Source organism: Streptomyces sp. NPDC002602, from assembly GCF_042889445.1.
Classification (GTDB): domain Bacteria; phylum Actinomycetota; class Actinomycetes; order Streptomycetales; family Streptomycetaceae; genus Streptomyces.
The window spans coordinates 167,836-193,841 of sequence record NZ_JBIAQX010000013.1; the positions used below are offsets into that span (position 1 = coordinate 167,836).

At 73.1% G+C, this 26,006-nt stretch carries 11 protein-coding genes and 1 pseudogene; 11 read left to right on the top strand and 1 reads right to left on the bottom strand.

Annotated elements, in window-relative coordinates; genetic code table 11:
* Positions 1–13: 13 nt before the first annotated feature.
* The 11 genes from ACFYW3_RS28505 to ACFYW3_RS28555 all read left to right on the top strand — a co-directional run bounded on the left by ACFYW3_RS28505 (position 14) and on the right by ACFYW3_RS28555 (position 25,191).
* Entirely contained in the window at positions 14–15,052 is a 15,039-nt protein-coding gene (locus tag ACFYW3_RS28505) for an amino acid adenylation domain-containing protein (protein ID WP_389387773.1), read from the top strand.
* 62 nt (positions 15,053–15,114) lie between these two features.
* On the top strand, positions 15,115–16,422 hold the full coding sequence (locus ACFYW3_RS28510) for a SidA/IucD/PvdA family monooxygenase (protein WP_351750448.1): 1,308 nt from the start codon (positions 15,115–15,117) through the stop codon (positions 16,420–16,422).
* Entirely contained in the window at positions 16,419–16,634 is a 216-nt protein-coding gene (locus ACFYW3_RS28515) for an MbtH family protein (protein WP_053685048.1), read from the top strand. The genes ACFYW3_RS28510 and ACFYW3_RS28515 overlap by 4 nt, the downstream gene beginning before the upstream one ends.
* 24 nt (positions 16,635–16,658) lie before the next feature.
* Positions 16,659–17,861 (top strand): cytochrome P450, encoded by a 1,203-nt coding sequence (locus tag ACFYW3_RS28520; RefSeq protein WP_053685075.1) that lies wholly within the window; start codon positions 16,659–16,661, stop codon positions 17,859–17,861.
* A 211-nt stretch (positions 17,862–18,072) separates the two neighbouring features.
* Complete coding sequence (locus ACFYW3_RS28525; RefSeq protein WP_351750444.1) at positions 18,073–18,579, top strand: hypothetical protein; 507 nt, start codon at positions 18,073–18,075, stop codon at positions 18,577–18,579.
* 40 nt (positions 18,580–18,619) lie between these two features.
* A complete protein-coding gene (locus tag ACFYW3_RS28530) occupies positions 18,620–19,471 on the top strand; it encodes a DUF4097 family beta strand repeat-containing protein (protein ID WP_053685053.1) in 852 nt (283 codons plus the stop codon).
* 156 nt (positions 19,472–19,627) lie between these two features.
* The gene (locus ACFYW3_RS28535) at positions 19,628–20,572 is read left to right on the top strand and encodes an ABC transporter ATP-binding protein (protein WP_351750442.1); all 945 of its coding nucleotides are present in this window, start codon (positions 19,628–19,630) and stop codon (positions 20,570–20,572) included.
* Complete coding sequence (locus ACFYW3_RS28540; RefSeq protein ID WP_053685057.1) at positions 20,569–21,411, top strand: ABC transporter permease; 843 nt, start codon at positions 20,569–20,571, stop codon at positions 21,409–21,411. The genes ACFYW3_RS28535 and ACFYW3_RS28540 overlap by 4 nt, the downstream gene beginning before the upstream one ends.
* 299 nt (positions 21,412–21,710) lie before the next feature.
* Positions 21,711–22,904 carry a cytochrome P450 gene (locus ACFYW3_RS28545; RefSeq protein ID WP_389387774.1) on the top strand — a complete coding sequence of 398 codons (1,194 nt, stop codon included), beginning with the start codon at positions 21,711–21,713 and terminating at the stop codon, positions 22,902–22,904.
* Between the two features lie 31 nt (positions 22,905–22,935).
* Positions 22,936–24,129 (top strand): cytochrome P450, encoded by a 1,194-nt coding sequence (locus ACFYW3_RS28550; protein WP_351750439.1) that lies wholly within the window; start codon positions 22,936–22,938, stop codon positions 24,127–24,129.
* A gap of 18 nt (positions 24,130–24,147) precedes the next feature.
* Positions 24,148–25,191: a methyltransferase gene (locus tag ACFYW3_RS28555; RefSeq protein ID WP_389387775.1), complete on the top strand. Its 1,044-nt coding sequence runs from the start codon at positions 24,148–24,150 to the stop codon at positions 25,189–25,191.
* A gap of 303 nt (positions 25,192–25,494) precedes the next feature.
* Here ACFYW3_RS28555 and ACFYW3_RS28560 read toward each other — a convergent pair.
* A pseudogene (locus ACFYW3_RS28560) lies at positions 25,495–26,006 on the bottom strand (hypothetical protein); the annotation flags it as partial.

The following is a 26,006-nucleotide window of genomic DNA, read 5'->3' on the forward strand; positions in this document are numbered from 1 at the left end:
GAGTAGACGCGAAATGATCCCCCTGTCCTTCGCACAGCGCCGCCTGTGGTTCATCGACCGTTTCGAGGGGCCTTCGTCGACGTACAACATCCCCTTCGTCCTGCGCCTGAGCGGAACCCTGGACACCGGCGCCCTCACCGAGGCGCTGAACGACGTGGTCGGCCGTCACGAGAGCCTGCGGACGCTGTTCGTCGAGGACGAGGCCGGCCTCCCGGTCCAGCGGGTGCTTCCCGCCGCCGAGGCGCGCGTCCCGCTCCCCGTCGTCGAAGCGGACCCCGAGGCCCTCGCGGAGGCCGTCGCCGGCGCCGCCGCCCACCGCTTCGACCTCGCCACCGAGATCCCGCTCCGCGCCCTGCTCGTCCGCAGCGCACCGGCCGAGCACGTCCTGGTGCTGACCGTCCACCACGCCGCCGCCGACGGCGAGTCGATGGGCCCGCTCGGCCGCGACCTGGCCGCCGCCTACACCGGCCGGCTGACCGCCACGGCCCCGCAGTGGCCCGAACTCGCCGTGCAGTACGGCGACTACACCCTCTGGCAGCGGGAACTGCTCGGTGACCCCGCCGACCCGGACAGCGTGCTGTCCACCCAACTCGCTTACTGGCGCCGGGAACTGGCCGGAGCCCCCCAGCAGTCGACCCTGTCCGCGGACCGCCCCCGACCCCCGCGGGCAAGCCACCGCGGCGACGCCGTCGAGTTCACCGTCACCCCCGCCCTGGCCCTCGCGGCCGCGGAACTGGGGCGCTCCCGCGGCCTGACCCAGTCGATGGCCATGCAGGCCGCGCTCGCGGTCCTGCTCCAGCACAGCGGCGCCGGGCCGGACGTCACCATCGGCTCGACCATCGCCGGCCGCACCGAGGAGGCGCTGAGCGACCTCGTCGGGTTCTTCGTCAACACCTGGGTGCTGCGCGTGGACCTGTCCGACACCCCCACCACCGAGCAGGTCCTCGACCGGGTCCTGGACAAGGCGCTGTCCGCCTACGACCAGCAGGCGGTGCCCTTCGAACGCCTCGTCGAGGCACTGAACCCGGAGCGCTCCACCGCCTACCACCCCTTCTTCCAGGTGATGTTCAGTTGGCAGAGCGAGGCCGAGATCACCCTCGACCTGCCGGGCCTGACCGCCACCCTGGAGGCGGTCCCCACCCCGACCGCCAAGTTCGACCTGGAGTTCAACTTCACCGCGAGCGGCGACGGCGGGCTGCGCTGCACCCTGGAGTACGCCACCGACCTGTTCGACCGCGACACGGCCGCCGCCCTCGGAGACCGCTTCGTACGCCTCCTCTCCCAACTGGTCGCCGCCCCCGCGGCGCCGATCGCGGTGGCCGACGCCCTGACCCCCGCCGAGCACGCGACGCTGGTCGCCCGCAACGACACCGCCGCGCCCGTCCCGGCCGACGCCACCGTGCCCGCCCTCTTCGCCCGGCAGGCGGCCCGCACCCCCGACGCCGTGGCCGTGGTCTGCGACGGCCGGGAGCTGACCTACCGCGAGCTCGACGCCCGCTCCGACCGGCTCGCCCACGTCCTCGCCGGACACGGCGCCGCACCGGAGACCCTGGTCGGGCTCGCCCTGCCGCGCTCCGCCGACCTGGTCACCGCCCTCCTCGGGGTCTGGAAGTCGGGCGCCGCCTATCTGCCGGTCGACCCCCGCTACCCCAGCGCCCGGCTCGGCCGCATCCTCACCGAGGCCCGTCCCGGCCTGCTGCTGACCGACACCGGGACCGCCCCGGGCCTCCCCGAGGGCGGGGGCCCGCGCCTGCACCTCGACGAACTCGACCTGGACGGCACCGCCCGCCGGCCGCCCACCGTCACCCCGGCACCCGACAACCTCGCCTACGTGATGTACACCTCCGGCTCCACCGGGGTTCCCAAGGGCGTGTCCATCACCCACCGAGGCGTGGTGAACGGAGTGACCGGCCTGGCCCCGGCCGTCGGGCTCGGCCCCGGATCCAGGACGCTGGCCGGAACCTCGGTCAACTTCGACGTGTCCGTCTTCGAGATCGTCACCACGCTCGCCGCCGGCGGCACCGTCGAGATCGTCCGCGACGTGCTCGTCCTCGGCGAACGCGACGGCTGGACGGGCAGTGTGATCAGCACCGTCCCCTCGGTCTTCGCCGAACTCGTCGACCACCTCGCGCACACGACCTCCGTCGACATCGTCGTCTTCGCGGGCGAGGCCCTGCCCTCCTCACTCGTGCGGCGCACCCGGCAGGCCTTCCCCGGGGTCCGGATCGTCAACGCCTACGGCCAGAGCGAGAGCTTCTACGCCACCACCTCCGCCGTCCCCGACGCCGACGGCCCCGACAGCGCCCCCGTCGGCGTACCGCTGGGCAACATGCGGACCTACGTGCTCGGCCCCGGTCTCGCTCCGGTGCCGCCGGGGGTCGTCGGCGAGCTGTACGTCGCCGGCGAGATCGGGCGCGGCTACCGGGACCGGCCCGCCCTGACGGCCGGCCGGTTCGTCGCCGACCCCTTCGGCGCCCCCGGCGACCGCATGTACCGCACCGGCGACCTTGCCCGCTGGAACACCGACGGCGAAGTGGAGTTCGCCGGACGCGAAGACGCCCAGTTGAAGATCCGGGGCTTCCGGATCGAGGCGGGCGAGGTCGAGGCCGCGCTCATCGCCCACCCCGGCGTCGTCCAGGCCGTCGTCACCGCCCATGACCGGCCCGGCGGCAAACAGCTCGTCGCCCACGTCGTGTCCACCGGTGCCGTCGCCGGCACCGAGGCGGCCGTCGACAGCCTCGGGCAGTTGGAGGTCGACCTGACCGCCGGCGTCTCCGCCGCGGAGCTGCGCGCCTTCGCCTCCGAGCGGCTGCCCGAGTTCATGGTGCCCGCCGCCTTCGTGATGCTCGACCGGCTCCCGCTCGCCCCCAACGGCAAACTCGACCGGGCCGCGCTGCCGGCGCCGGAGTTCACCGGCGAGCGCTACCGCGCCCCCGGCTCGGAACGCGAACGCGTCCTGGCCGAGGTGTACGCCGAGGTGCTGGGCCTGGACCGGGTCGGCGTGGACGACGACTTCTTCGCCGTCGGCGGCGACAGCATCCGCTCCATCCAGGTCGTCTCCCGGGCCCGCGCCCGCGGGGTCGAGGTCACCCCGCGCGAGATCTTCCAGCTCCGCACGGTGGCCGAGCTGTCCGCCGCGGCCGGCGAGCGCGAGGCGGCCCGCCCCGTCGCCCTCGCGGAACTCGACGGCGGCGGTGAGGGCTGGATGCCGTTCTCCCCGATCGCCGCCCACCTGCTCGAACAGGGCGGTGGCATCGGCCGGTTCGCGATGTCGGCGGTGGTGGAGTTGCCGGTGGGGATTGATCGGGCGGGTTTGGTGGCGGTGTTGGGTGCGGTGGTGGATCGGCACGAGGTGTTGCGTGCGCGGTTGGTGGTGGGTGGTCTGGTGGTGGGGGAGCGGGGTTCGGTCGATGTGGCCGGGTTGTTGTCGTCGGCGGGTGTCGGGGCTGATGTGCAGGGTGAGTTGGATGTGGCCGCGGGGTTGTTGGATCCGTGGGCGGGGGTGATGGTGCGGTTCGTGTGGTTTGAGGGTGTGGGTCGGTTGTTGGTGGTGGTGCATCACCTGGTGGTGGACGGGGTGTCGTGGCGGATTCTGTTGCCGGATCTGGCGCAGGCGTGGGTGGGGTTGCGGTCGGGGGGTGTGGCGGGGTTGGAGGCTCCGGTGACGTCGGTGCGGCGGTGGTCGCACGCGTTGGTGGAGGATGCCTCGCGCGGGGAGCGGGTGGCGGAGCTCGGGTGGTGGTTGTCGGTGGTGGAGGGGCCGGACCCGTTGTTGGGGTCACGGGCCCTGGATCCCGCCCGAGACACCCAGGCCACCGTCGAGGACCTGTGGACGACCCTCCCGGCCGAGGCGACCCGCGCCCTGCTGACCGACGTCCCCGCCGCCTTCCGCGGCGGCGTCAACGACGGGCTGCTCGCCGCCCTCGCCCTCGCCGTGACCGCCTGGCGCCGCTCCAGGGGCGCCGACGACAGCTCCACCCTGATCCGGCTGGAAGGACACGGCCGGCAGGAGGAAGCCGTACCCGGTGCGGACCTGTCGCGGACGGTCGGCTGGTTCACCACCGTGTTCCCGGTCCGGCTCGACGTCGGTGACGTCGACCTCGACGAGGTGTTCGAGGGGGGTCCGGCAGCCGGCGCCGTTCTGAAGGCCGTCAAGGAACAGCTCCTGGCCGTCCCCGGCAAGGGACTCGGGTACGGGCTGCTGCGACACCTCAACGAGGAGACCGCCGCCGTCCTCGCCCCGCACCCCACCGGCCAGATCGCCTTCAACTACCTCGGCCGCCACTCCTCCACCACCGACATGCCCGCACACCTGCGCGGCAACGGATGGAACCGCGCCGCCGGCACCGAGAGCCTCATCCCGCGGATGGACCCGGACATGCCCGCCCCGTCCGTCCTCGACGTCAACGCCCTGGTCATCGACGGCGAGGACGGACCGCGGCTCACCGCCCGCTTCGCCTTCCCCACCGGACTGCTGTCCCGCGAGGACGTCCGGGAACTCGCCGACCTGTGGCACACCGCACTGGAGGCACTGGCCCGGCACGCCACGCGGCCCGGCGCCGGCGGCCCGACCCCCTCCGACGTACCGCTCGTCACCGTCCGCCAGAACGACCTGGACACCTGGCAGGAGCAGTACCCCGGACTCACCGACGTATGGCCCCTCACCGGCCTCCAGGAAGGCCTGCTCTTCCACGCCCTGCTCGCCGGAACCAGCTTCGACGCCTACCACATGCAGATGGTCCACCACCTGTCGGGCCCCGTGGACCCCGACCGGATGCGCCGCGCCGGCCAGGCCCTCTTGGACCGCCACCCCAACCTGCGCACCGCTTTCGTCCCCGGCCCCTCCGGCGACCGGGTGCAACTCGTCGTCGACGGCGTCCGGCTGCCCTGGCACCACCACGACCTGCGCCACGCGGGCGAGGAGGAACGCGCCGCGGAACTCGCCCGCGTCCTGCGCGAGGACCAGGACGACCACTTCGACCCGGTCCGGCCACCGCTGCTGCGCATGACCCTGCTCACCACCGGAGCGGACCGCGCCGAACTCGTCCTGACCGCCCACCACGTGCTCTTCGACGGCTGGTCCGTCCCCTTGCTGATGCGCGACCTGATGGCGCTCTACGCCTGTGCGGGCGACCCCACCGCGCTGCCCCGGGTCCGCGGCTACCGCGACTTCCTCACCTGGCTCGCCGCCCAGGACCGCGACGCGGCCTCCCGCGCCTGGGCCGAGGAACTCGACGGCGTCGACGAACCCACCCTGCTGGCCCCGACCGCCGGGACCGAACTCCACACCGAGGTCGGACAGGTCGCCGTGCCCCTGCCCGCGGACCTCGCCCGCGACCTCGCCCGGCGCGCCGCACAACTCGGCATCACCCTCAACACCCTGGTCCAGGGCGGCTGGGCGCTGCTCCTGGGCGCCCTCACCGGCCGCCGCGACGTCGTCTTCGGCACCACCGTCTCCGGCCGGCCGCCCGCCGTCACCGGCGTCGACGGCATGGTCGGCCTGTTCATCAACACCCTGCCCGTGCGCGTGGACTGCGCCCCGGCCCGGTCACTGGGCGAACTGCTCACGGACCTCCAGGACCGACAGGCGGCCCTCCTGGACCACCACCACCACGCACTGGCCGACATCCAGAGCGCCGCCGGACTGGCCGCCCTGTTCGACACCGTCGTCGTCTTCGAGTCCTACCCCGTCGACCGGGCCGGCATCAACGCCGCCGGCGACGCCTCCGAGGTGGCCATCACCGGCCTCACCCCGTTCACCGGCAGCCACTACCCGCTCGTGGTGACCGCCGACGCCGACCCCCACCTGCGACTGGCCCTTCAGTACCACCACCACGTCTTCGACCGGCAGACCGTGACCGGCATCGCCGAACGGCTCGGGCACCTGCTGCGCCTGATCGCCGAAGACCCCGAGCGACTCACCGGCCGCGTCGACCCGCTGGGCACGGTGGCCGCCGACGGCCGCACCCCGACCGAGGCGTCCGCGGACGCCGGCCCGCCGGTGCCCGCCGAGACCCTCCCCGGCCTCTTCCGCGCCCACGCCGCCGCCCGCCCCGACGCCCTCGCCGTCGAGGACGACCGGACCGCCCTGTCCTACGCGGAACTCGACGCGCGCTCCGACCGGCTCGCCCACCACCTGAGGGACCTCGGCGCCGGACCCGGCACGATCGTCGCCCTGTGCCTGGAACGCGGCGCGGACCTCCTGACCGGCATGCTCGGCATCATGAAGGCGGGGGCCGCCCACGTCCCGCTCGACCCCGGCTACCCGGCCGACCGGCTCGCCTACATGCTCGCCGACTCCGGCGCCACCCTCGTCGTCACCGCCGGCGACGCTCGCGGCCGGCTCGCACCGGGCGCCGCGGTCGTGGTCGACCTGCAGGCCGACCACGACCGCATCGCCACCCGACCGGCCACCGCCCCGCTCCCGCACCCGCGACCCGAGGACCTCGCCTACGTCGTCTACACCTCGGGTTCCACCGGCCGCCCCAAGGGCGTCCTCGTCACCCACACCGGGTTCGCCGGCCTCGCCGAGGCCATGACCGAGCGCATGCGCATCACCCCCGACAGCCGCGTCCTGCAGTTCGCCTCCGCCAGCTTCGACGGCGCCGCCATGGAGGTGCTCATGGCACTGGCGAGCGGCGCCGCCCTCGTGCTGCCGCCCCACGGCCCGCTGGTCGGCGAGGCACTCGGCCGGTTCCTGCGCGAACGCCGCGTCACCCACGCCCTGCTCGTCCCCTCCCTGGTCGCCACCCTCGACCCCGAGGGGCTGGACGGACTGCGCACCCTGGTCGTCGGCGCCGAGGCGGCCGGCGAGGAGCTCGTCCAACGCTGGGCGCCGGGCCGCCGACTGATCAACGCCTACGGGCCCACCGAGACCACCATCGTGGCCACCCTGAGCGAGCCGCTCGCGGGTCCCGGCGTCCCGCCCATAGGCCGCCCGCTGCCGCACACCCGGATCCACCTGCTCGACCACGCCCTGCGGCCGGTCCCCGTCGGCGTCCCCGGCGAGCTGTACATCGCCGGCCCCCACCTGGCCCGCGGCTACCACGGCCGCGGCGCCCTGACCGCGGCACGCTTCACCGCCGACCCCCACGGCGGGCCCGGTGAGCGGATGTACCGCTCGGGCGACGTGGCCCGCATGCGCGAGGACGGCACCCTGGAGTACCTCGGACGCGCAGACGACCAGGTCAAGATCCGCGGCTTCCGCATCGAACTCGGCGAGGTCGAGAACGTTCTGAGCGGCCACCCCGGCGTGGAACAGACCGTCGCCGTCGTCCGCGAGGGACCCTCCGGCGGCCGGATCCTCGTCGCGTACGCCGTCCCCGCGGCCACGGCCGTCGCCCTGCCGGGCACCGCCCGCCCCGACACCGGCCCGCTCGCGACCGCTCTGCGCGCCCACGCCGAAGCCGGCCTGCCCGGCTACATGGTCCCCTCCGCGTTCGTCCTCCTCGACGCCCTCCCCACGACCCCGAGCGGCAAGCTGGACCGCGCCGCGCTCCCGCAGCCGGAACTGGGCGGCGCCGAAGGCGGCCGGGAACCCCGGACCGTCCGCGAAGAGGTGCTGTGCACCCTGTTCGCCGAGGTCCTCGGACTCCGGAAGGTCGGCATCGACGAGAACTTCTTCGCCCTCGGCGGCCACTCCTTGCTCGCCACCCGCCTGATCGGCCGGATCCGGGCCACGCTGGGCGCCGAGGTCCCGCTGCGCGCCCTGTTCGACGCCCCGACCGTCGCGAAGCTCGCCCTCCAGCCCGCCCTCGGCGTCCCCGCCCGGCCCGAACTCCGGCGCGCCGACGACCGTCCCGACCGGGTGCCGCTCTCCTTCGCGCAGCGACGCATCTGGTTCGTGGACCGGTTCGAGGGCGCCTCGGCGACCTACAACCTGCCCCTGGTGCTGCGGCTGACCGGGCCGCTGGACCTCCCCGCCCTCAACCGCGCCCTCCACGACGTGATCGCCCGCCACGAGGCGCTGCGCACCCTGATCGGCGAGGACGCCGACGGTGTCCCCTTCCAGCAGGTCTCGCCCGCCACGACGGTGAACGTGCCGCTGCCCGTGGTCGAGTGCGGCCCCGGGGAACGGGACACCCCCGACGCCGCCGTCGCCCGCGCGGTCTCCCACGTCTTCGACCTCGCCGCCGACCTGCCCCTGCGTGCGACCGTGCTGCGCCTGGGACCCGCCGACCACCGCCTCGTCCTCGTCATCCACCACATCGCCGGCGACGGCGAGTCCATCCCGCCGCTCATGCGGGACCTCGGCGCCGCCTACGAGGCCCGCCTGGCCGGCCGGGACCCCGGCCTGCCCGCTCCGGCCGTCCGCTACACCGACTACGCCCGCTGGCAGCGCGACCTCCTCGGCGACGAGGCCGATCCCCTGAGCCTCATGGCCCGTCAGTCCGCCTACTGGCGGACGGAACTGGACGGCCTGCCCCAGCCGATCGCGCTGCCGACCGACCGGCCCCGCCCCGCCGCCCCCAGTCACCGCGGCGGCCTGGTCGAGTTCACGCTCGACCCCGCCCTCGCGCGGGCCGTGGCCGACCTGGGCCGGGCGCACGGCGCGACCGTCTCGATGGTCCTCCAGGCGGCCCTGGCGGTCCTGCTGCGCGAGTCCGGCGCGGGTGACGACGTCGCCATCGGGTCCCCCATCGCCGGCCGCACCGACGAGGCACTGGCCGACCTCGTCGGGTTCTTCGTCAACACCTGGGTGCTGCGCGTCCGGATGGACTCCGACCCCTCCTTCACCGACGTCCTCGCCCAGGTGCGCGACCGGGCGCTGGCGGCGTACGACAACCAGGACGTGCCCTTCGAACGACTCGTGGAACTCCTCAACCCCGACCGCTCCACCTCTCACCACCCGCTGTTCCAGGTGATGTTCGGCTGGCAACACATCGTCCGGGAGGACTTCGAGCTCAGCGGTCTGCGGGTGTCCCTGGACACCGTCGCCAACGACACTGCGAAGTTCGACCTGTTCCTCACCATGGCCGACATCCCCGGCACCGGCGTCGTCGGTGGCCTGGAGTACGCCACCGACCTCTACGACCGGGCCACCGCCGAGGAGTTCACCCGCCGGTTCACCGACCTGCTCGCACGGGTCGCCGACACCCCGGACCGCCCGCTGCCCGCGCCCGGCGCCGCGGCCACCGCCGCCATCCGGCAGCCGGCCGTGCGCGCCGCCGCCGTCGACCGCACCCGGGTGGAGGCGGCCCTCACCGCCCACCCCGGCGTGGCCGAGGCCGTCGTCATCACCCACGACGGGACCGGCAACGGCCGCCGCCTGGTCGCCTACACGGTCCCCGCCACCTCGGACGGGGACCCCGCGGACGCCCTGGAACTCACCCCCGGCGCCTCGGCCGCCCAGCTCAGGGACTTCCTGACCGGACGGCTGCCCGCCGAACTCGTCCCCGCCGTGTTCGTGTCCCTGCCGGCGCTGCCGCTCGGCCCCGACGGACGGCCCGACCCCGCGGCACTGCCCGAACCGGTCTTCACCGGCGGCGACTACCGCGCCCCCGGCACCAGGCAGGAACAGGTCCTGGCCGAGGTGTACGCCGAGGTGCTGGGCCTGGACCGGGTCGGCGTCGACGACGACTACTTCCTGGTCGGCGGCGACAGCATCCGCTCCATCCAGGTCGTGGCCCGCGCCCGGGCCCGCGGCGTGTCCGTGACCCCGCGGCAGATCTTCGAACTCCGCACGGTCGCCGAACTCGCCTCCGCCGCGACCCTCACCGAGGGCGCCACCGCCGCCCCCGCACGGCCCGCCGACGACGGCGAGGGCTGGATGCCGCTCCTGCCGATCGCCCGGCACCTCCTCGAACTCGGAGGGAACATCGGCCGGTTCGCGATGTCGGCGGTGGTGGAGTTGCCGGTGGGGATTGATCGGGCGGGTTTGGTGGCGGTGTTGGGTGCGGTGGTGGATCGGCACGAGGTGTTGCGTGCGCGGTTGGTGGTGGGTGGTCTGGTGGTGGGGGAGCGGGGTTCGGTCGATGTGGCCGGGTTGTTGTCGTCGGCGGGTGTCGGGGCTGATGTGCAGGGTGAGTTGGATGTGGCCGCGGGGTTGTTGGATCCGTGGGCGGGGGTGATGGTGCGGTTCGTGTGGTTCGAGGGTGTGGGTCGGTTGTTGGTGGTGGTGCATCACCTGGTGGTGGACGGGGTGTCGTGGCGGATCCTGTTGCCGGATCTGGCGCAGGCGTGGGTGGGGTTGCGGTCGGGGGGTGTGGCGGGGTTGGAGGCTCCGGTGACGTCGGTGCGGCGGTGGTCGCACGCGTTGGTGGAGGATGCCTCGCGCGGGGAGCGGGTGGCGGAGCTCGGGTGGTGGTTGTCGGTGGTGGAGGGGCCGGACCCGTTGTTGGGGTCACGGGCCCTGGATCCCGCCCGAGACACCCAGGCCACCGTCGACCACCTCTCCGTCCATCTTTCCGCCCCGGTCACCGAGGCCCTGCTCGCCGCCCTCCCGGCGGCGTTCCGCGGCGGCGTCAACGACGGGCTGCTCGCCGCCCTCGCCCTCGCCGTGACCGCCTGGCGCCGGAACCGCGGCGACGAGGAGTCCTCGGTCCTCCTCCGCCTGGAAGGACACGGCCGGGAGGACGACGCGGTCGAGGGCGCGGACCTGTCGCGGACGGTCGGCTGGTTCACCACCGTGTTCCCGGTCCGGCTCGACGTCGGTGACGTCGACCTCGACGAGGTGTTCGAGGGGGGTCCGGCGGCCGGCGCCGTTCTGAAGGCCGTCAAGGAACAGCTCCTGGCCGTCCCCGGCAAGGGACTCGGGTACGGGCTGCTGCGGCACCTCAACGAGGAGACCGCCGCCGTTCTCGCCCCGCACTCCACCGGCCAGATCGCCTTCAACTACCTCGGCCGGTTCGCCGCCACCGACATGCCCGCCCACCTCAGGGGAGAGGGCTTCACCGAAGCGGGCACCGGGCTGACGGCGGCCCTCGACCCCGCCATGCCGGCGATGGCGACCGTCGACGTCAACGCCTTCGTCGCCGACACCGACAACGGCCCCGCCCTCCAGGCCCGCTTCGACTTCCCCACCGGCCTGCTGTCCCGCGAGGACGTCCGGGAACTCGCCGACCTGTGGCACACCGCGCTGGAGGCACTGGCCCGGCACGCCACGCGGCCCGGCGCCGGCGGCCTGACCCCCTCCGACGTACCGCTCGTCACCGTCCGCCAAGGCGAACTGGAGACCTGGGAGAAGCAGTACCCCGGCCTCGCCGACGTATGGCCCCTCACCGGCCTCCAGGAAGGCCTGCTCTTCCAGTCCCGGCTGGCCGAGTCCGGGCACGACGCCTACCACGTCCAGATGGTCCACCACCTCGACGGAGAGGTGGACCCCGACCGGATGCGCCGCGCCGGCCAGGCCCTCCTGGACCGCCACGCCGCCCTGCGCACCGCCTTCGTCCCCGGCCTGTCCGGCGACCGGGTGCAACTCGTCGTCGACGGCGTCCGGCTGCCCTGGCGACAGGAGGACCTGCGGGACCTGGACGACGAGGCCCGCGACGACGCCCTGCGGCGCTTCCTCGACGCCGACCGGCAGGACCACTTCGACCCCGCCGTCGCACCGCTGCTGCGCATGGCACTGCTGCGGACCTCCGACACGGACGCCCGGCTCGTGCTGACCGCGCACCACGTCCTCTTCGACGGCTGGTCCCTGCCCCTGCTGACCCGCGACCTGATGGCGCTCTACGCCTCCGCGGGCGACCCCACCGCGCTGCCCCGGGTCCGCGGCTACCGCGACTTCCTCACCTGGCTCGCCGCCCGGGACCACGAGGCCTCCGCACGGGCCTGGGCCGAGGAACTCGACGGCACCGACGAGCCGACCCTCCTCGCCGTCGGCAGGGGCGGGCCCGACCCCGACCCCGCCGCCGACGCGGACACCGGCGACACCGGCCGGCTCGACGTCCCGCTCACCCCCGACACGGCTCGCGAGTTGACCCGGCGCGCCGCCGAACTGGGCGTCACCCTCAACACCCTGGTCCAGGGCGCGTGGGCGCTGGTGCTCGCCGGCCTGACCGGCCGCCGGGACGTCGTCTTCGGCACCACCGTCTCCGGCCGCCCGCCCACCGTCCCCGACGCCGACGCGATGGTCGGACTGTTCATCAACACCCTGCCGGTCCGGGTCCGCCTCTCCCCGTGGGACACCCTCGGCGAAATGCTGACCGCGCTCCAAGGCCGGCAGGCCGCCCTGCTGGACCACCATCACGTCTCACTCGCCGACGTCCAGCGCTCCACCGGGCTGCCCGTCCTCTTCGACACCGTCGTCGTCTTCGAGTCCTTCCCCGTCGACCGCACGGCCATCGCCGAGGCCGGCGGCGACGCCGGGGTCCGAGTGGCCCGGATCGGCTCCGACGGCGGCACCCACTACCCGTTCGGCGTCGCCGCCACCGCCGACCCGCACCTGCGGATCGCCATGCGGTACCGGCAGCCCCTGGTCGGCGCCGGCACCGCCGAGGACGTCGCCGAGCGGTTCGCGCGGGTCCTGCAGCTCATCGCGGCCGACCCCGGCACCCCGCTCGGCGTCCTGGACACCCTCACCGGCCCCGACCGGGACAAGGTGCTCGCCGGTTTCAACGACACCGCCCGCGAGACGGCCCCCGGGACCGTCGCCGAGCAGTTCGCCCGCCAAGCGGCCGCCACCCCCGACGCCGTCGCCGTCCACTTCGAGGGCCGGCGATCGACCTACCGGGAGATCGACGCCCGCTCCGACGCCCTGGCCCACGAACTCGCCCGGCACGGGGTGGGGCCCGAGACGGTGGTGGCGGTGTCCGTACGGCGCTCGCCCGCCCTGGTCACCGCCCTGCTCGCGGTCCTGAAGGCCGGCGGCGCCTACCTGCCGGTCGACCCGGCCCTGCCCCCCGGCCGGATCGCGTTCATGGCGCGGGACTCCGGTGCCCGGCTCGCCCTCGTCGACGCCACGACCGCCGACGCCCTGTCCGCGTCTGAGGTCCCCGCCCTGCGGGTCGACGCGCCGCCGCCGGCGCCCACCGAAGCCGAGACCGCCACCGGGGCCGTGCCGGGCGTCCGCGCCACCGTCGACAACACCGCGTACGTCATCTACACCTCCGGTTCCACCGGCCTCCCCAAGGGAGTGGCCGTCACCCACCGGGGCTTGGCCGGCCTGGTCCTGTCCCACGTGGAACGGCTGGCGTTCACCCCTGCCGACCGCATGCTGCAACTGGTCTCGCCCAGCTTCGACGTCTCGCTGTGCGAGGTGTTCACCGCCCTGCTCTCCGGTGCCTCGCTGGTGATGGCGGACGCCGCCGAACTGGTCCCGGGCACGCCGCTGGCCGACACCGTCGAGCGGCACGGGGTGACCCACCTGATGCTCACCCCGACCATGCTCGCCGCCATGCCCGACGGATCCATGTCGGGTCTGTCCTGCCTGGTCCTGGGTGGCGAGGCGGCCGCCCCCGACCTCGTCGCCCGCTGGACGCCCGGCCGGCGCGTGGTCAACGTCTACGGCCCGACCGAGGCCACCGTCTGCGCCACCATGAGCCTGCCCCTCACCGGCGACGGCGGCGCCCGCCCCATCGGCCGGCCGGTCGCCGGTACCCGCGTCCACGTCCTCGACGGCGCGCTGCGCCCCGTCCCGCCCGGCGTCCCGGGCGAGCTGTACATCGCGGGCGCCGGGTTGGCCCGCGGCTACACGGGTCGGCCGGCCCTGACCGCCGGCCGGTTCCTCGCCTCCCCCTTCGGCGCACCCGGCGAGCGGATGTACCGCACCGGCGACGTGGTCGAGTGGACCGGCGACGGCGACCTGCTCTTCCGCGGGCGGACCGACGAACAGGTCAAGATCCGCGGGTTCCGCATCGAGCTCGGCGAGATCGAGGCCGCGCTGCGCGACCACCCGGACGTCCGGGAGGCGGTCGTCGTCGTCGACACCCGCACGGGCGATCGCCGGCTCGCCGGGTACGTCGTGGCCGCCGGAGAGGCCGAGCCCGGCCCGGCCGATCTGGCCCGCCACCTGCGCGACCGGTTGCCCGGACACATGGTTCCGCCCTCGCTCCTCGTCATCGACGCGGTGCCGCTCACGGCGAGCCGCAAACTCGACCGCCGCGCCCTGCCCGCGCCCGACACGGCCCGGACCACGGCCGGACGCGCCCCGCAGAGCACCCGGGAGGCCATCATGTGCGGCCTGTTCGCCGAGGTGCTGGGGACCGGCCCGGTCGGGTCCACCGACGACTTCTTCGACCTGGGCGGCCACTCCCTGCTCGTCAACCGGCTGGTGACCCGGATCCGGGCCGTCCTGGGCGTCGAGGTGCCGCTGCGCGTGGTCTTCCAGTCGCCGACGGCCGCCGGACTCGCCGCCCGCCTCGAAGCGGACAGCGGCGTCGGCACCGCCTCGGACGCCGACCCGTTCGCGCCCGTCCTGACCGTCAAGGGAGACGGGGACCGCGAACCGCTGTGGTGGGTGCACCCCGGCGGCGGCCTGAGCTGGCCCTACCTGGGCTTCGCCGGACTGCTCCCCAAGGACCGGCCGGTGTACGGGCTCCAGGCGAAGGGCTTCGACGGGTCGACTCCGCTGCCCGGCTCGGTGGCGGAGATGGTCGACGACTACGTGGCGGAGGTCCTGGCGGTGCAGCCCGAAGGGCCCTTCCACCTGATGGGCCTGTCCAGCGGCGGCACCCTGGCCCACGCGATGGCCGCGGAACTGCGGCGTCGCGGACACGAGGTGGGACTGGTGGCGCTGCTCGACAGCGTGCCGAGCAGCAGTCTCGCCGGCCGGCCCCTGCCGACCGAGACCGAGTTCCGCGACTACTTCGCCCAGCACCTCACCGGAGCCGTCGGCGCCGACGACTACGAGAGCCTCGTCGAGACCGCCGTTCGGATCGGGCTCAACTACACGTCCCTGATGCCCGGCTTCCCGGTGCCCGTCTTCGACGGCGACGTGCTGCTCTTCGACGCGGTGCCCAAGCCGGAGGGCACCTACGCGCCGCCGTGGGCGCCGTACGTCGGCGGCACCGTGCACCGCCACCCCGTCCACGCCGCCCACGAGGACCTGTACCTGCCGGGACCGGCGGCGGAGATCTGCGCCGTCATCACCCGCGAACTCGCCGGCCGCTGAGCCGCCGTTCCGGCGGCGAGCGCGCCCGCCGGTCCCGCTTTTCCGACACGAGGGGAAATCGCATGGATACCAGTGCTCCGGAGACCTACGACGTCGTGGGCGTCGGCTTCGGGCCCTCCAACCTGTCGCTGGCCGTCGCACTGGAGGAGGGCCCGCATCCGGTCAGCTCCGCCTTCTTCGAGCGGCAGCCGTCGCTGGGCTGGCACCGGGGCATGCTGCTGCCCTCGGCGAAGATGCAGGTGTCCTTCCTGAAGGACCTGGCGACCTTCCGCGACCCCGCGTCGCGGTTCGGCTTCGTCTCCTACCTGCACGACGTGGGCCGTCTCACCCGCTTCGTCAACAACCAGGACTTCTTCCCCACCCGGCGGGAGTTCCACGACTACCTCGAATGGGCCGAGTCGAAGCTGACCCTGAAGGCCGACTACTCCTGCGAGGTCACCGGGATGTCGGCGGTCCCCGCGGACGACGGCGGGCCCGCGCGGCGCGTCCGCGTCCGGATGCGGGACGCCGCCGGCGGCACCCGGTCCGTCGAGGCGCTCAACGTGGTCGTCTCCACCGGCCTGGTGCCCCGGATGCCCGCCGGGCTGGAGGCCGGCGAACACGTCTGGCACAGCTCGCGGTTCCTGCACCGGCTGCGGGAGCGGCAGGGTCGCCCGCTGCGCCGGGTGGCGGTCGTCGGCGCCGGCCAGAGCGCCGCCGAGATCGTCAGGTACCTCCACGACCACCTGCCCGAGGTCCGGGTGACGGCGATCGTGCCGTCGTACGGCTACGCCATCGCCGACGACACGCCCTTCGCCAACCAGGTGTTCGACCCGGAGGCGGTGGACCGCTACTTCCACGGCTCGCAGCGGTCCAAGGACGCGATCTGGGACAACCACCGGAACACCAACTACTCGGTGGTCGACGACGAGGTCATCCGGGGCCTGTACGAGCGCGCCTACGAGGACGAGTTCAACGGCGCCGGCCGGCTGGACTTCCGCAACCTGGCGCGGGTCACCGACGCCCGGCCCGCCGGCGGCCACACCCGGATCACCGTGCACTCACTGGCCGACGAGGAAACGTACGACCTGGACGTGGACGTCCTGGTCTGCGCGACCGGATACGCCCCGATGGATCCCGCGGCGGTCCTCGGCGACCTCGACGCGCACTGCCTGCGCGACGAGAACGGCCGGCACCGGGTCACCCGCGACTACCGCATGGTCACGGGGGAGGGCCTGGACGCGGGGCTCTACCTCCAGGGCGGCACCGAGCACACCCACGGACTCGCGTCCTCACTGCTGTCGAACATCGCCGTCCGCAGCGGTGACATCGCGCGATCGATCACGGCCCGGCTGCTGTCCGGTGCCACCACGAAGGGAACCGACGCATGAGCAGCAACCCGTTCGACGACGAGACCGGCCGCTTCCTCGTCCTGGTCAACGACGAGGAGCAGCACTCGCTGTGGCCTTCCTTCGCCGCCGTGCCCGACGGCTGGCGGGTCGTGTTCGGCGAGGAGGGCCGGCAGGAGTGCGAGGCGTACGTGGAGGCGAACTGGTCGGACATGAGGCCCAGGAGCCTGCGCGAGGCCATGGCGAACGGCTGAAGGGACACGGTGAAGGGGAACCTCATGACCAGTCCGGCCGAGCGCTGGGGCATCCACCCGGAGCACTTCTGGCTCCACGGACGCGGCCCGGGGCATCCGGTCGAGTTCGACGAGAAGACCAACGCCTGGAACGTCTACGGCTACCGCGAGGCCGTGGAGGTCCTCAGCACCCCGCAGGTCTTCTCCTCGCACATGGCGAGACTGCTGCCGATGGGCGCCGACGAGTCGTTCACCGAGGGCGACCTGCTCCAGACCGACCCGCCGGACCACCGCGAACTGCGCAGCCTGGTCGGCCACGCCTTCACCCCGAAGGTGGTGGCCGACCTGGAGCCCCGGATCACCGCTCTCACCCACGAACTGCTGGACGCGGTGGCCGACCGGGACCGGTTCGACCTGATGACGAGCCTGGCCTACCCGCTGCCGGTGACCGTGGTGGCGGAGCTGCTGAGCATCCCGGCCGCCGACCGGCACCTGTTCGAGGGCTGGATGACGCAGATGGTGCTCAGCCTCGGCGACGTGTCCATGGAGGACGATGCCGAGGACCAGGAACGCATCTTCGAGGCGGGCATGGTCCCGATGCGCAAGATGCTGGAGTACCTGCGGGAGCACACGGCCGAGTGCCGGCGTCGCGGTGAGCGGGACGACCTGCTGGGCCGGCTCGCCTCGGCGCGGCTGGGCGGACGCGGGCTGAGCGACAACCACATCGTCAACTTCGCCAAGATGCTGTTGATCGCGGGGTATCTGACGACCACCATGCTGATCGGCAACACGGTGCTGTGCCTGGACAGTTACCCCGAGCAGGCGGCCAGGGTGCGGCGCGACCGGTCACTGGTGCCCGGTCTGCTGGAGGAGTCCATGCGCTTCATGAGCCCGGTGGCCGCGACGTACCGCGCCACCACGGCGGAGGTGGAGGTCGCCGGGCGGCGGCTGGACGCGGACCAGATGGTCATGGTGTGGTTCGGGGCCGCGAACAGGGACCCGCGGCAGTTCGCGGATCCGGACGTCTTCGACGTGACCCGCGGGCCCAACCCGCACCTCGGGTTCGGCCGCGGCATCCACTTCTGTCTCGGCGGCCCGCTGGCGCGGATGGAGGGTCGGGTCGCGCTGAACCTGCTCTTCGACCGCTTCCCGGAGCTTCTCACCGACCCCGACCACCCGCCGACGTTCATGCCCGGCTTCGACACCACCGGGGTGGCGACCCTGCCGGTGCGCACCTCGCGGGACTGACGCACGACGGAGCACGGCCTGCGGCGGCGGCCCCCTCGGGGGCCGCCGCCGCAGGCATGTCGGCGCCACTGTGGCGCCAGCGTACAAGTGAACGGCGCCGACAGGATCCCTCAGGCTCGGCGCTCGCTTGAAACGGTCGGGTCGCGTCCGATCGAGGAGTGGCGCCCTGGCCTGGTTGTGGATGGCGCCATGCGTGTGCCATCATGGCGCTATGAAGTTGACGCCCTTCGTCGAGAACGTCCGCGGCGAGTTCCTCGTCGCCGCGGAGGCGGCCGGCGGGGAAGCCCTCGCCGTCGCGGAACGCCTCGCTTCCGCGCTGGACGCCTCCGTACGACTGACCCTCCTCGGTGTGCTGTCCGCGGCGGCGGACGAGGTCTCCCGCGACCTCGCCCCACAGGCCGTCGAGGTTCGGCTGCGCGGGCTCGACCCCGCCCTCGTGGTGACCCCGACGGCCGGTCCCCGCACCGCGAAGGCCCCGCAACCGCAACCGCAACCGGAGTCGCACCCGCCCGCCGCCGAAGAGGACGGCGCCCCGGCACGCATCAACTTCCGCCCGCCGGAACACCTCAAGGCGCGCATCGAGGAAGCGGCCGGCCGGGAGGGCCTGTCGGTGAACACCTGGCTGGTCCGGGCCGTCACCGCGACCCTGGGCGGGCCGCCCCGCCCCGAGGGCCCGCCGGCGCAGGAAGGGCAGTACAACGTGGGTTGGGTGCGCTAGCGCACCCGTCCGCACCGACGGCTCACCAGGGAAGGCCGGCATGACAACGTTCAAGACCCCGGGACCGATCTCCGCTCGCATCGAGATCCCCCACGGCAACCTGTCCATCAGGGCGGCGGACCGCGACGACACCGTCGTCGAGGTGCGTCCGACCGACCCCTCCGACCCCGCCGACGTCAAGGCCGCCGAACAGGCACGCGTCGACTGCACGCACGACCGGCTCTCGGTCCGCGTCGCCGGACAGGGCATCCACTGGCCGGGATCCGCCCGCCAGGTCGGTTCCGTGGACCTGGACGTCGAACTGCCCGCCGGATCCCAGGTCCGCGGCCGCGGCACCGCGGTCACCCTGCGGGCCGAGGGCCGGCTCGGCGAGTGCCGCTTCGAGGCCGCGCACGGCGACTTCCGCTTCGACGAGGCGGGGCCGCTGCGGCTCAGCACCTCCCGGGGCGAGATCGCCGTCGGCCACGCCGTCGGCAGCGTCAGGATCGGCAACGGCTCGGGCGGCGTCCGCGTCGACAGGATCGACGGCTCCGCCCACATCGGCAACGACCACGGCGAGACCCGGATCGGGGAGATCACCGGCGAGTTGCGGCTGAGCGGCATGAACGGCGACTTCCACGTGGAGCGGGCGCAGGGCGACGTCGAGGCGAAGACCGCCCACGGCCGGATCCGGCTCGCCGAGATCGTCCGCGGCACCGTCGTACTCACCGCCTCCTCCGCCGAGATCGAGATCGGCATCCGGGAAGGCACGGCCGCCCGGCTCGACGTGAGCACCCTGACCGGAACCGTGCACAACGCCCTGAAGACCGTCGGCGGCCCCGCGACCGGAGACGAGATCGTCGAGGTGCGCGTGCGCACCTACAGCGGCGACATCGCCGTCCACCGTTCCTGAACACATCGCGCCCACCCCACGGACGGGCCTCGGCACACCCGCGAACGCACGCGGCCGAGGCCGGGCGGCCCGGGAGTCCATCGTCCCCCGCGGCTCCTGGGCCGCCACCCCGATCGTTCCCCCACCGGAGAGACGTGCACCCATGAGGGAAGAACTATGACAACAGCCGAACGGGTCGTGATCGACGTCGACGGCCTGCGCATGAGTTACGGCACCGCCGAGGTCCTGAGGGATGTCACCTTCCGCGTCCGGCACGGGGAGGTGGTCTGCCTGCTCGGGCCGAACGGAGCGGGCAAGACCACCACGCTGGAGATCCTGGAGGGCTTCCGCACCCGCTCCGCCGGCCGGGTCGAGGTCCTGGACACCGACCCCGCGCACGCCGACGAGCCCTGGCGGGCCCGGGTCGGCGTCGTCCTGCAGTCCTGGCGCGACCACGGCCGCTGGCGGGTCCGCGAGCTGCTGGCGCACCTCGGCCTCTACTACGCCCGGTACTCCACGCAGTCCGTCCGGCGCCCCTGGGACACCGACGAGCTCGTCGCCGCGGTCGGCCTGACCGCGCAGGCGGACAAGAAGGTCCGGATGCTCTCCGGCGGCCAGCGCCGCCGCCTCGACGTCGCCGTGGGCATCGTGGGCCGCCCCGAACTGCTCTTCCTGGACGAGCCGACCGCCGGACTGGACCCGGTCGCCCGGCGCGAGTTCCACGACCTCGTGGCCCGGCTCGCCCGCGAACAGGACACCACCATCGTCCTGACCACCCACGACCTGCACGAGGCACAGAAGCTCGCGGACCGCATCATGATCCTCAGGGGCGGCCGGATCATCGCCGACGGCACCGCCCAGGAACTCGCCGAACGCATCGTCGGCGAGGACGAGGTCCGCTGGTCGCGCGACGGCTCGCAGTACCACCGGACGACCTCGGACTCCACCAAGTTCGCCTTCGACCTCTTCCGGCAGTACGGGGAGTCGATCACCGACCTGGAGATCCGCAAGGCGACGCTGGAGGACACCTACCTCTCCCTGGTGCGGCAGCAGGCCGACGCCGGCGGAGCCGAGACCGGGGCGACCACCCCGGCGGACGAGTTGGGGGAACCGGCCCGATGAACAGGACCGCACTGCGCGCGGGATGGGCCCGCGGCGGCATCGAACTGCGCCAGTCGTTCACCAACGGCGGCGATCTGTTCAACCACTTCTTCTGGCCGGTGCTGATGCTGGTCGTGCTCTACTTCCTCAGGGACGTGTCCTTCGGGGACAGCGGGTTCGAGCTCGGCACCCTGGTCCTGCCCGGCATCCTCGGCATGAACGCCGCCATGGCCATGGTCTCGATGAGCCAGTTGCTGACGGCGGAACGCGAGGACGGCACGCTGCTCAGGGCCAAGGCCACCCCGCACGGCATGCCCGCCTACCTCATCGGAAAGATCATTTCCGTGGCCGGCGGCGTGATCGTCGACCTCGCCATCTTCCTCGTGCCGGCCCTGTTCCTCATCCCCGGCCTCACGGTCGGCGACCTGGGTTCCTGGCTGACGCTCGGCTGGGTCCTGCTCCTGGGCCTGGTGGCCACCCTGCCGATCGGCGCGGTCCTGGGATCGGTGTTCAGCAGCGCCCGCAGCCAGGGCCTGCTCACCCTGCCCATTCTCGCCATGATCGGCACCTCGGGGATCTTCTACCCCATCACCTCGATGCCCGAATGGGTGCAGTGGGTCGCCCAGGTCTTCCCGATCTACTGGCTCGGCCTCGGCATGCGCTCGGCCCTGCTGCCCGACGACGCCGTCACCGTCGAACTCGGCGAGTCCTGGCGGCACCTGGAGACCGTCGGAGTGCTCACCGCCTGGGCGGTGGTCGGCCTGGTCCTCGCCCCGATCGTCCTGCGCCGCATGGCCCGCCGGGAGTCCGGCTCGACCGTCGCCGCCCGCCGCGAGAAGGCCATGCAGCGCGTCGGCTGAGGAACCACGGCGACAGCCTTCCCGTACGGTCGCCCGTACGCCCGTACGCCCGTACGCCCGTACGCCCGTACGCCCGTACGCCCGTACGCCCCTCAGTGCCGCCCCCGCGTGCCGTCGCGGGGGCCCGCCGCGGCTGTCCCGTCGCCGGGACAACACCCCTCGTACGGACCGGCCTTGACACCGCGGACCGCCCGCTTGAAGACTGAACGCGCTTGCCGAATTCGCCGCCCCATTCGCAGCGGCGGCCGCGCGGAACGCGCATCGGCGACCCCCTGCCTGATTCCCGGAAGGACACTCCTGTGACCTCGCCCGTCGACACGTGGGACATGCACCCGGGCCATTTCTGGCTGCGTGGCCAGCGGCCGGAGAAACTCGTCGACTACGACGAGGAACTGCAGTTGTGGAACGTCTACGGGTATCCCGAAGCGGCTGCGATACTCGGCGACCCCCGGACCTTCTCCAGCGACACCATGCGGCTGGACCCCATCAAACTCGACGAGTCGGTGGTGGAGGGGGACTTCAGCCACACCGACCCGCCGCTCCACCGCAAGCTGCGCGGACTCGTCGACTACGCCTTCACTCCTCAACTCGTCGCGAAACTCGAATCCAGGGTCCAGGGCATCGTCGACGAACTCGTCGACCAGATCGACGGAAAGCAGAAGTTCGACCTCGTCGCGGAATTCGCCGCCCCGCTGCCGCTCATCATGATTTCCGACCTCCTGGGGGTCCCGGAAAGCGACCGCGCCATCTTCCGCACGTGGATGGACAAGATGCTCGACGGCTCGGAGAAGTTCGAGTCGCCGGAGACCGTCCTGGAACAGGAAGAAGAACTCCACAAGGAACTCGAACTCCTCTGGGAAATGCGCGACTACTGGCACGAGCGGGCGGCGGAGAGCCGCAGGCGACCGCGCGAGGACCTGATCAGCAAGCTCGTCCACGCCGAACTGGGCGGCGAACGCCTCAACGACAGCCAGATCGCGAACATCGCCAACCGCCTGCTCGTCAACGGACACCTCACCACGGCCATGCTCATCGCCAACACCGTGCTCTGCCTGGACGCCTTCCCCGACCAGGACGCCCGGGTCCGGGCCGATCGTGCGCTGGTCCCTCCGCTCCTGGAGGAGTCCATGCGGTACATGAGCCCCATATGCGGCGTCGGCCGCGCCACGAACGCCGCGGTGGAGGTGGCCGGCACGGTCATCCCCGCGGACCAGCTGATGATCGTGTGGACCGGCGCCGCGAACCGGGACGAGCGGCAGTTCCAGGACCCCGACCGGTTCGACGCGGGGCGATCCCCCAACGCGCACCTCGGTCTCGGACGCGGCATCCACTTCTGCCTGGGCCGCCAACTGGCCCGGATGGAGAGCCGGGCGGCGGTGGAGACCCTGCTGGACCGCCTGCCCAACCTGCGGGCCGACCCGGCGAACCCGCCGACGTTCCTGCAGGTGGTGGATGCCAGCGGCGTCGCCACCCTGCCCGTCGTCACCCAGTGACCCCCCGAAGCCCCCGGCAAGGAGAAGCGTGATGACCACGGTCGTGGAACGGTGGAACATCCACCCCGAGCACGAGTGGCTGCGCGGCCACCGGCCCGCCTCGCCCGTCCTCTTCGACGAGGCGCAGGGCGTGTGGAACGTCTACGGCCACGCTGAGGCGCGCCACATCCTCGGTGACCACGCCACGTTCACCTCCGACCTCGCCCACCTCCTGCCGGTCTCGGTCGACGCCCCGCTGTTGGAAGGGGACATGTCGCAGATGGACCCGCCGCGGCACCGCACCTACCGGCAGCTCGTCAGCCGTGCCTTCACTCCGCGGCTGGTCGCCGGCATGGAGGCGCGGGTCGCCGACATCACCCGGGACCTGCTCGACGCCGTCGAGGGCCGGCCGGAGATCGAGGTCGCGGCCGACCTGGCCTACCCGCTGCCGGTCATCGTCATCGCCGAGCTGCTGGGCGTCCCGGCCGAGGACCGGACCTTGTTCCGGACATGGGCCGACGACATCATCGAGGGCTTCAGCGGCTTCAGCTTCCTCGACGGCAGCGGCCAGGGCGCCGCCGACGTCCGCGACGCCACCGAAAGACTGCGCCCGCTCCTCGACTACATGGCCGGGCACGTGCGCGACCGGCGGCGCAACCCCCGCGAGGACCTGCTGACACACCTCGTGCAGGCCGAGGCGGACGGCCGCCGCCTGACCGACAACGAGATCGTCAACGTCGCGAACATCCTGCTCGTCACCGGCCACGTCACCACCACCATGCTCCTCGGGAACACCGTCCTGTGCCTGGACGCCTACCCCGAGGCGGCCGCGAAGGTCCGCGCGGACCGCACGCTGGTGCCGGGCGCCATCGAGGAGGCCCTGCGTCTGCTGTCGCCCTCCACCGCGCTCGCCCGCGCGACCCGGACCGAGGTGGAGATCGCCGGGACCACCATCCCCAAGGACCAGATCGTCATGCTCTGGCTGGGAGCCGGCAACCGCGACCCGCTGCAGTTCACCGACCCCGAGGCCTTCGACCCGTCCCGGGACCCCAACCCGCACTTCGGGTTCGGCCACGGAGTCCACTTCTGCATCGGCGCCCCCCTCGCCCGCCTGGAGGGCAAGATCGCGCTGAACGCCCTCCTCGACCGCTTCCCGGTGCTCCGAACGGACCCCGAGCGGCCCCCGACCTTCTTCCCGACACCCGACATGGTCGGCGTCAACACGCTCCCCCTGCTGACCTCCTGACTCCTGAGAGGAGACGCCTTGTCCGTCACCGAAGGGTCGGCCGGGACCGCCCCCGCCGAGCAGTCGCTGTCCCACATGGCCCTCGGCTTCGTCCCGGCCCGCATCCTCTACACCGCCGCCGAGCTGGGGATTCCCGAAGCCCTCGGCGACGGCCCCCGCACCCACCCCGACCTCGCGCGGCAGACCGGCACGGACCCCGCCGCGCTGCGCCGACTGCTGCGCGCCCTCGCCGGCCTGGGCCTCGTCACCCAGCTCGACGAGGAACGGTTCTCGCTGACCGCGCTCGGCCGCGGCCTGGCGGGGGCCGAACGCGACGACGTCATGCTCTCCACCGCGCCGGAGCTCTGGCGCGCCTGGGGCGAGCTGACGGAGGTCGTCCGCAGCGGCCGGCCCGCCCGGGACCCCGTCTCCGGGTTGACCGCCCACGAGACGATGCTCGCCGATCCGCAGACGGCGGCGAAGCTGCGCACCGGGATGGCCCAGGTCGGCGCGGTGTTCGCGCCGGGCGTCGTCGCGGCGTACGACTTCTCCCGCTTCTCCCTCCTCGCCGACCTCGGCGGCGACGACGGCACCCTGACCGCGGCCGTCCTGACCGCCGTGCCCGCGCTGCGCGCGGTGATCCACGAACGCGAGGAGAACCTGGAGCGCACCTCGGCCGCCCTGGCAGCCGCGGGGGTCGCCGACCGGTGCGAGCTCACCGCCGGCTCCGGGACGCCGCTGCCACCGGGATCCGACGCCTGCCTGCTCAACAACCTGGTCCGGGACCTGGGCGACGAGCGGGCCGGGGAGCTGCTGCGCGGCTGTCGTGCGGGCCTGCCGCCCACGGGACGGCTGCTGCTGGTGGAGACCCTGATGCCGCCGGTGCTGACCCCCGAGGCGTCGGCGGCGTACGGGCTCACCGACCTCAACAACCTGGTGTTCGCCGGGGGTCGGGAGCGTACCGAGGAGGAGTACGCGCAGTTGCTGGCCGGGGCCGGTTTCAAGTTGACCGGTACCTTCCCGGTCCCCGTGCCGGACGGCATGCCCGACTATCACGTCATCGAGGCGACCCCCACGACGTGACCTCACGACGTGACCCCACGATGTGACCCCACGATGTGACGCCACGATGTGACCCCACGACGTGACCCCACGACGTGACCGCAAGACCCGGCCCCCACGACCTGACCCCCGACTCGGTGCCTCGCGAGCGTGCCGGTTCCTCCGATTCACGCCATGGAGGCGGTCGCGCGTACGTCGCATGCGCGGTTCCCGGACGCCGCGGCAGGAAGGCGGTTGACGTCGCCGACGTGTCCGAAGGACGTCGCCGCCGGCCTCACGGTCAGTCGGCAGGCGCGCGGTGATGGGACGTGCGAAGGCCGGGGGTCACCAGGTCAGGGTGACGAGCACCGTCCCTTCGGTGGTACGGACCGTCACCCTGCCCGTGTCGCCGTAGACCTCGCGCCGCCAGTCGGCGAACAGCCGCGCCAGACGGAGCGCGGCGTCACGGCTGAGGGCGTCGTCGGTGAAGTAGGAGACGAAGGTGATCCGCGCCTCTCCGGCGGCGCTCACCTTCCGGACGCGGGTCTCCCGCACGGAGCCCTGGGAGACGGTGCCGTCGTCTGCCTTGGTGAGGTGCTGTTGGAGGTAGGCCTGGAAGTCCCGGGTCATGTCGAACCAGTCCGCGGGCCCGCAGGGACCGCCCCCGTTGCCGATCTCGCCGTCGGTCGGCGGACCGGCGCCGCCTGCCCCGGTCTCCTGGTCGGTGGGTGGGCCGGCATGGCCACCGGTCTCCTGGTCCGTCGGCGGACCGGCGCCGCCTGCCCCGGTCTCCTGGTCGGTGGGTGGGCCGGCATGGCCACCGGTCTCCTGGTCCGTCGGCGGACCGGCGCCGCCTG

Coding starts and splice junctions, on each gene's coding strand:
- ACFYW3_RS28535 (WP_351750442.1), top strand. CDS start 19,628: ATGACAACAGCCGAACGGGTCGTGATCGACGTCGACGGCCTGCGCATG.
- ACFYW3_RS28505 (WP_389387773.1), top strand. CDS start 14: ATGATCCCCCTGTCCTTCGCACAGCGCCGCCTGTGGTTCATCGACCGT.
- ACFYW3_RS28520 (WP_053685075.1), top strand. CDS start 16,659: ATGACCAGTCCGGCCGAGCGCTGGGGCATCCACCCGGAGCACTTCTGG.
- ACFYW3_RS28525 (WP_351750444.1), top strand. CDS start 18,073: ATGAAGTTGACGCCCTTCGTCGAGAACGTCCGCGGCGAGTTCCTCGTC.
- ACFYW3_RS28515 (WP_053685048.1), top strand. CDS start 16,419: ATGAGCAGCAACCCGTTCGACGACGAGACCGGCCGCTTCCTCGTCCTG.
- ACFYW3_RS28550 (WP_351750439.1), top strand. CDS start 22,936: ATGACCACGGTCGTGGAACGGTGGAACATCCACCCCGAGCACGAGTGG.
- ACFYW3_RS28530 (WP_053685053.1), top strand. CDS start 18,620: ATGACAACGTTCAAGACCCCGGGACCGATCTCCGCTCGCATCGAGATC.
- ACFYW3_RS28510 (WP_351750448.1), top strand. CDS start 15,115: ATGGATACCAGTGCTCCGGAGACCTACGACGTCGTGGGCGTCGGCTTC.
- ACFYW3_RS28540 (WP_053685057.1), top strand. CDS start 20,569: ATGAACAGGACCGCACTGCGCGCGGGATGGGCCCGCGGCGGCATCGAA.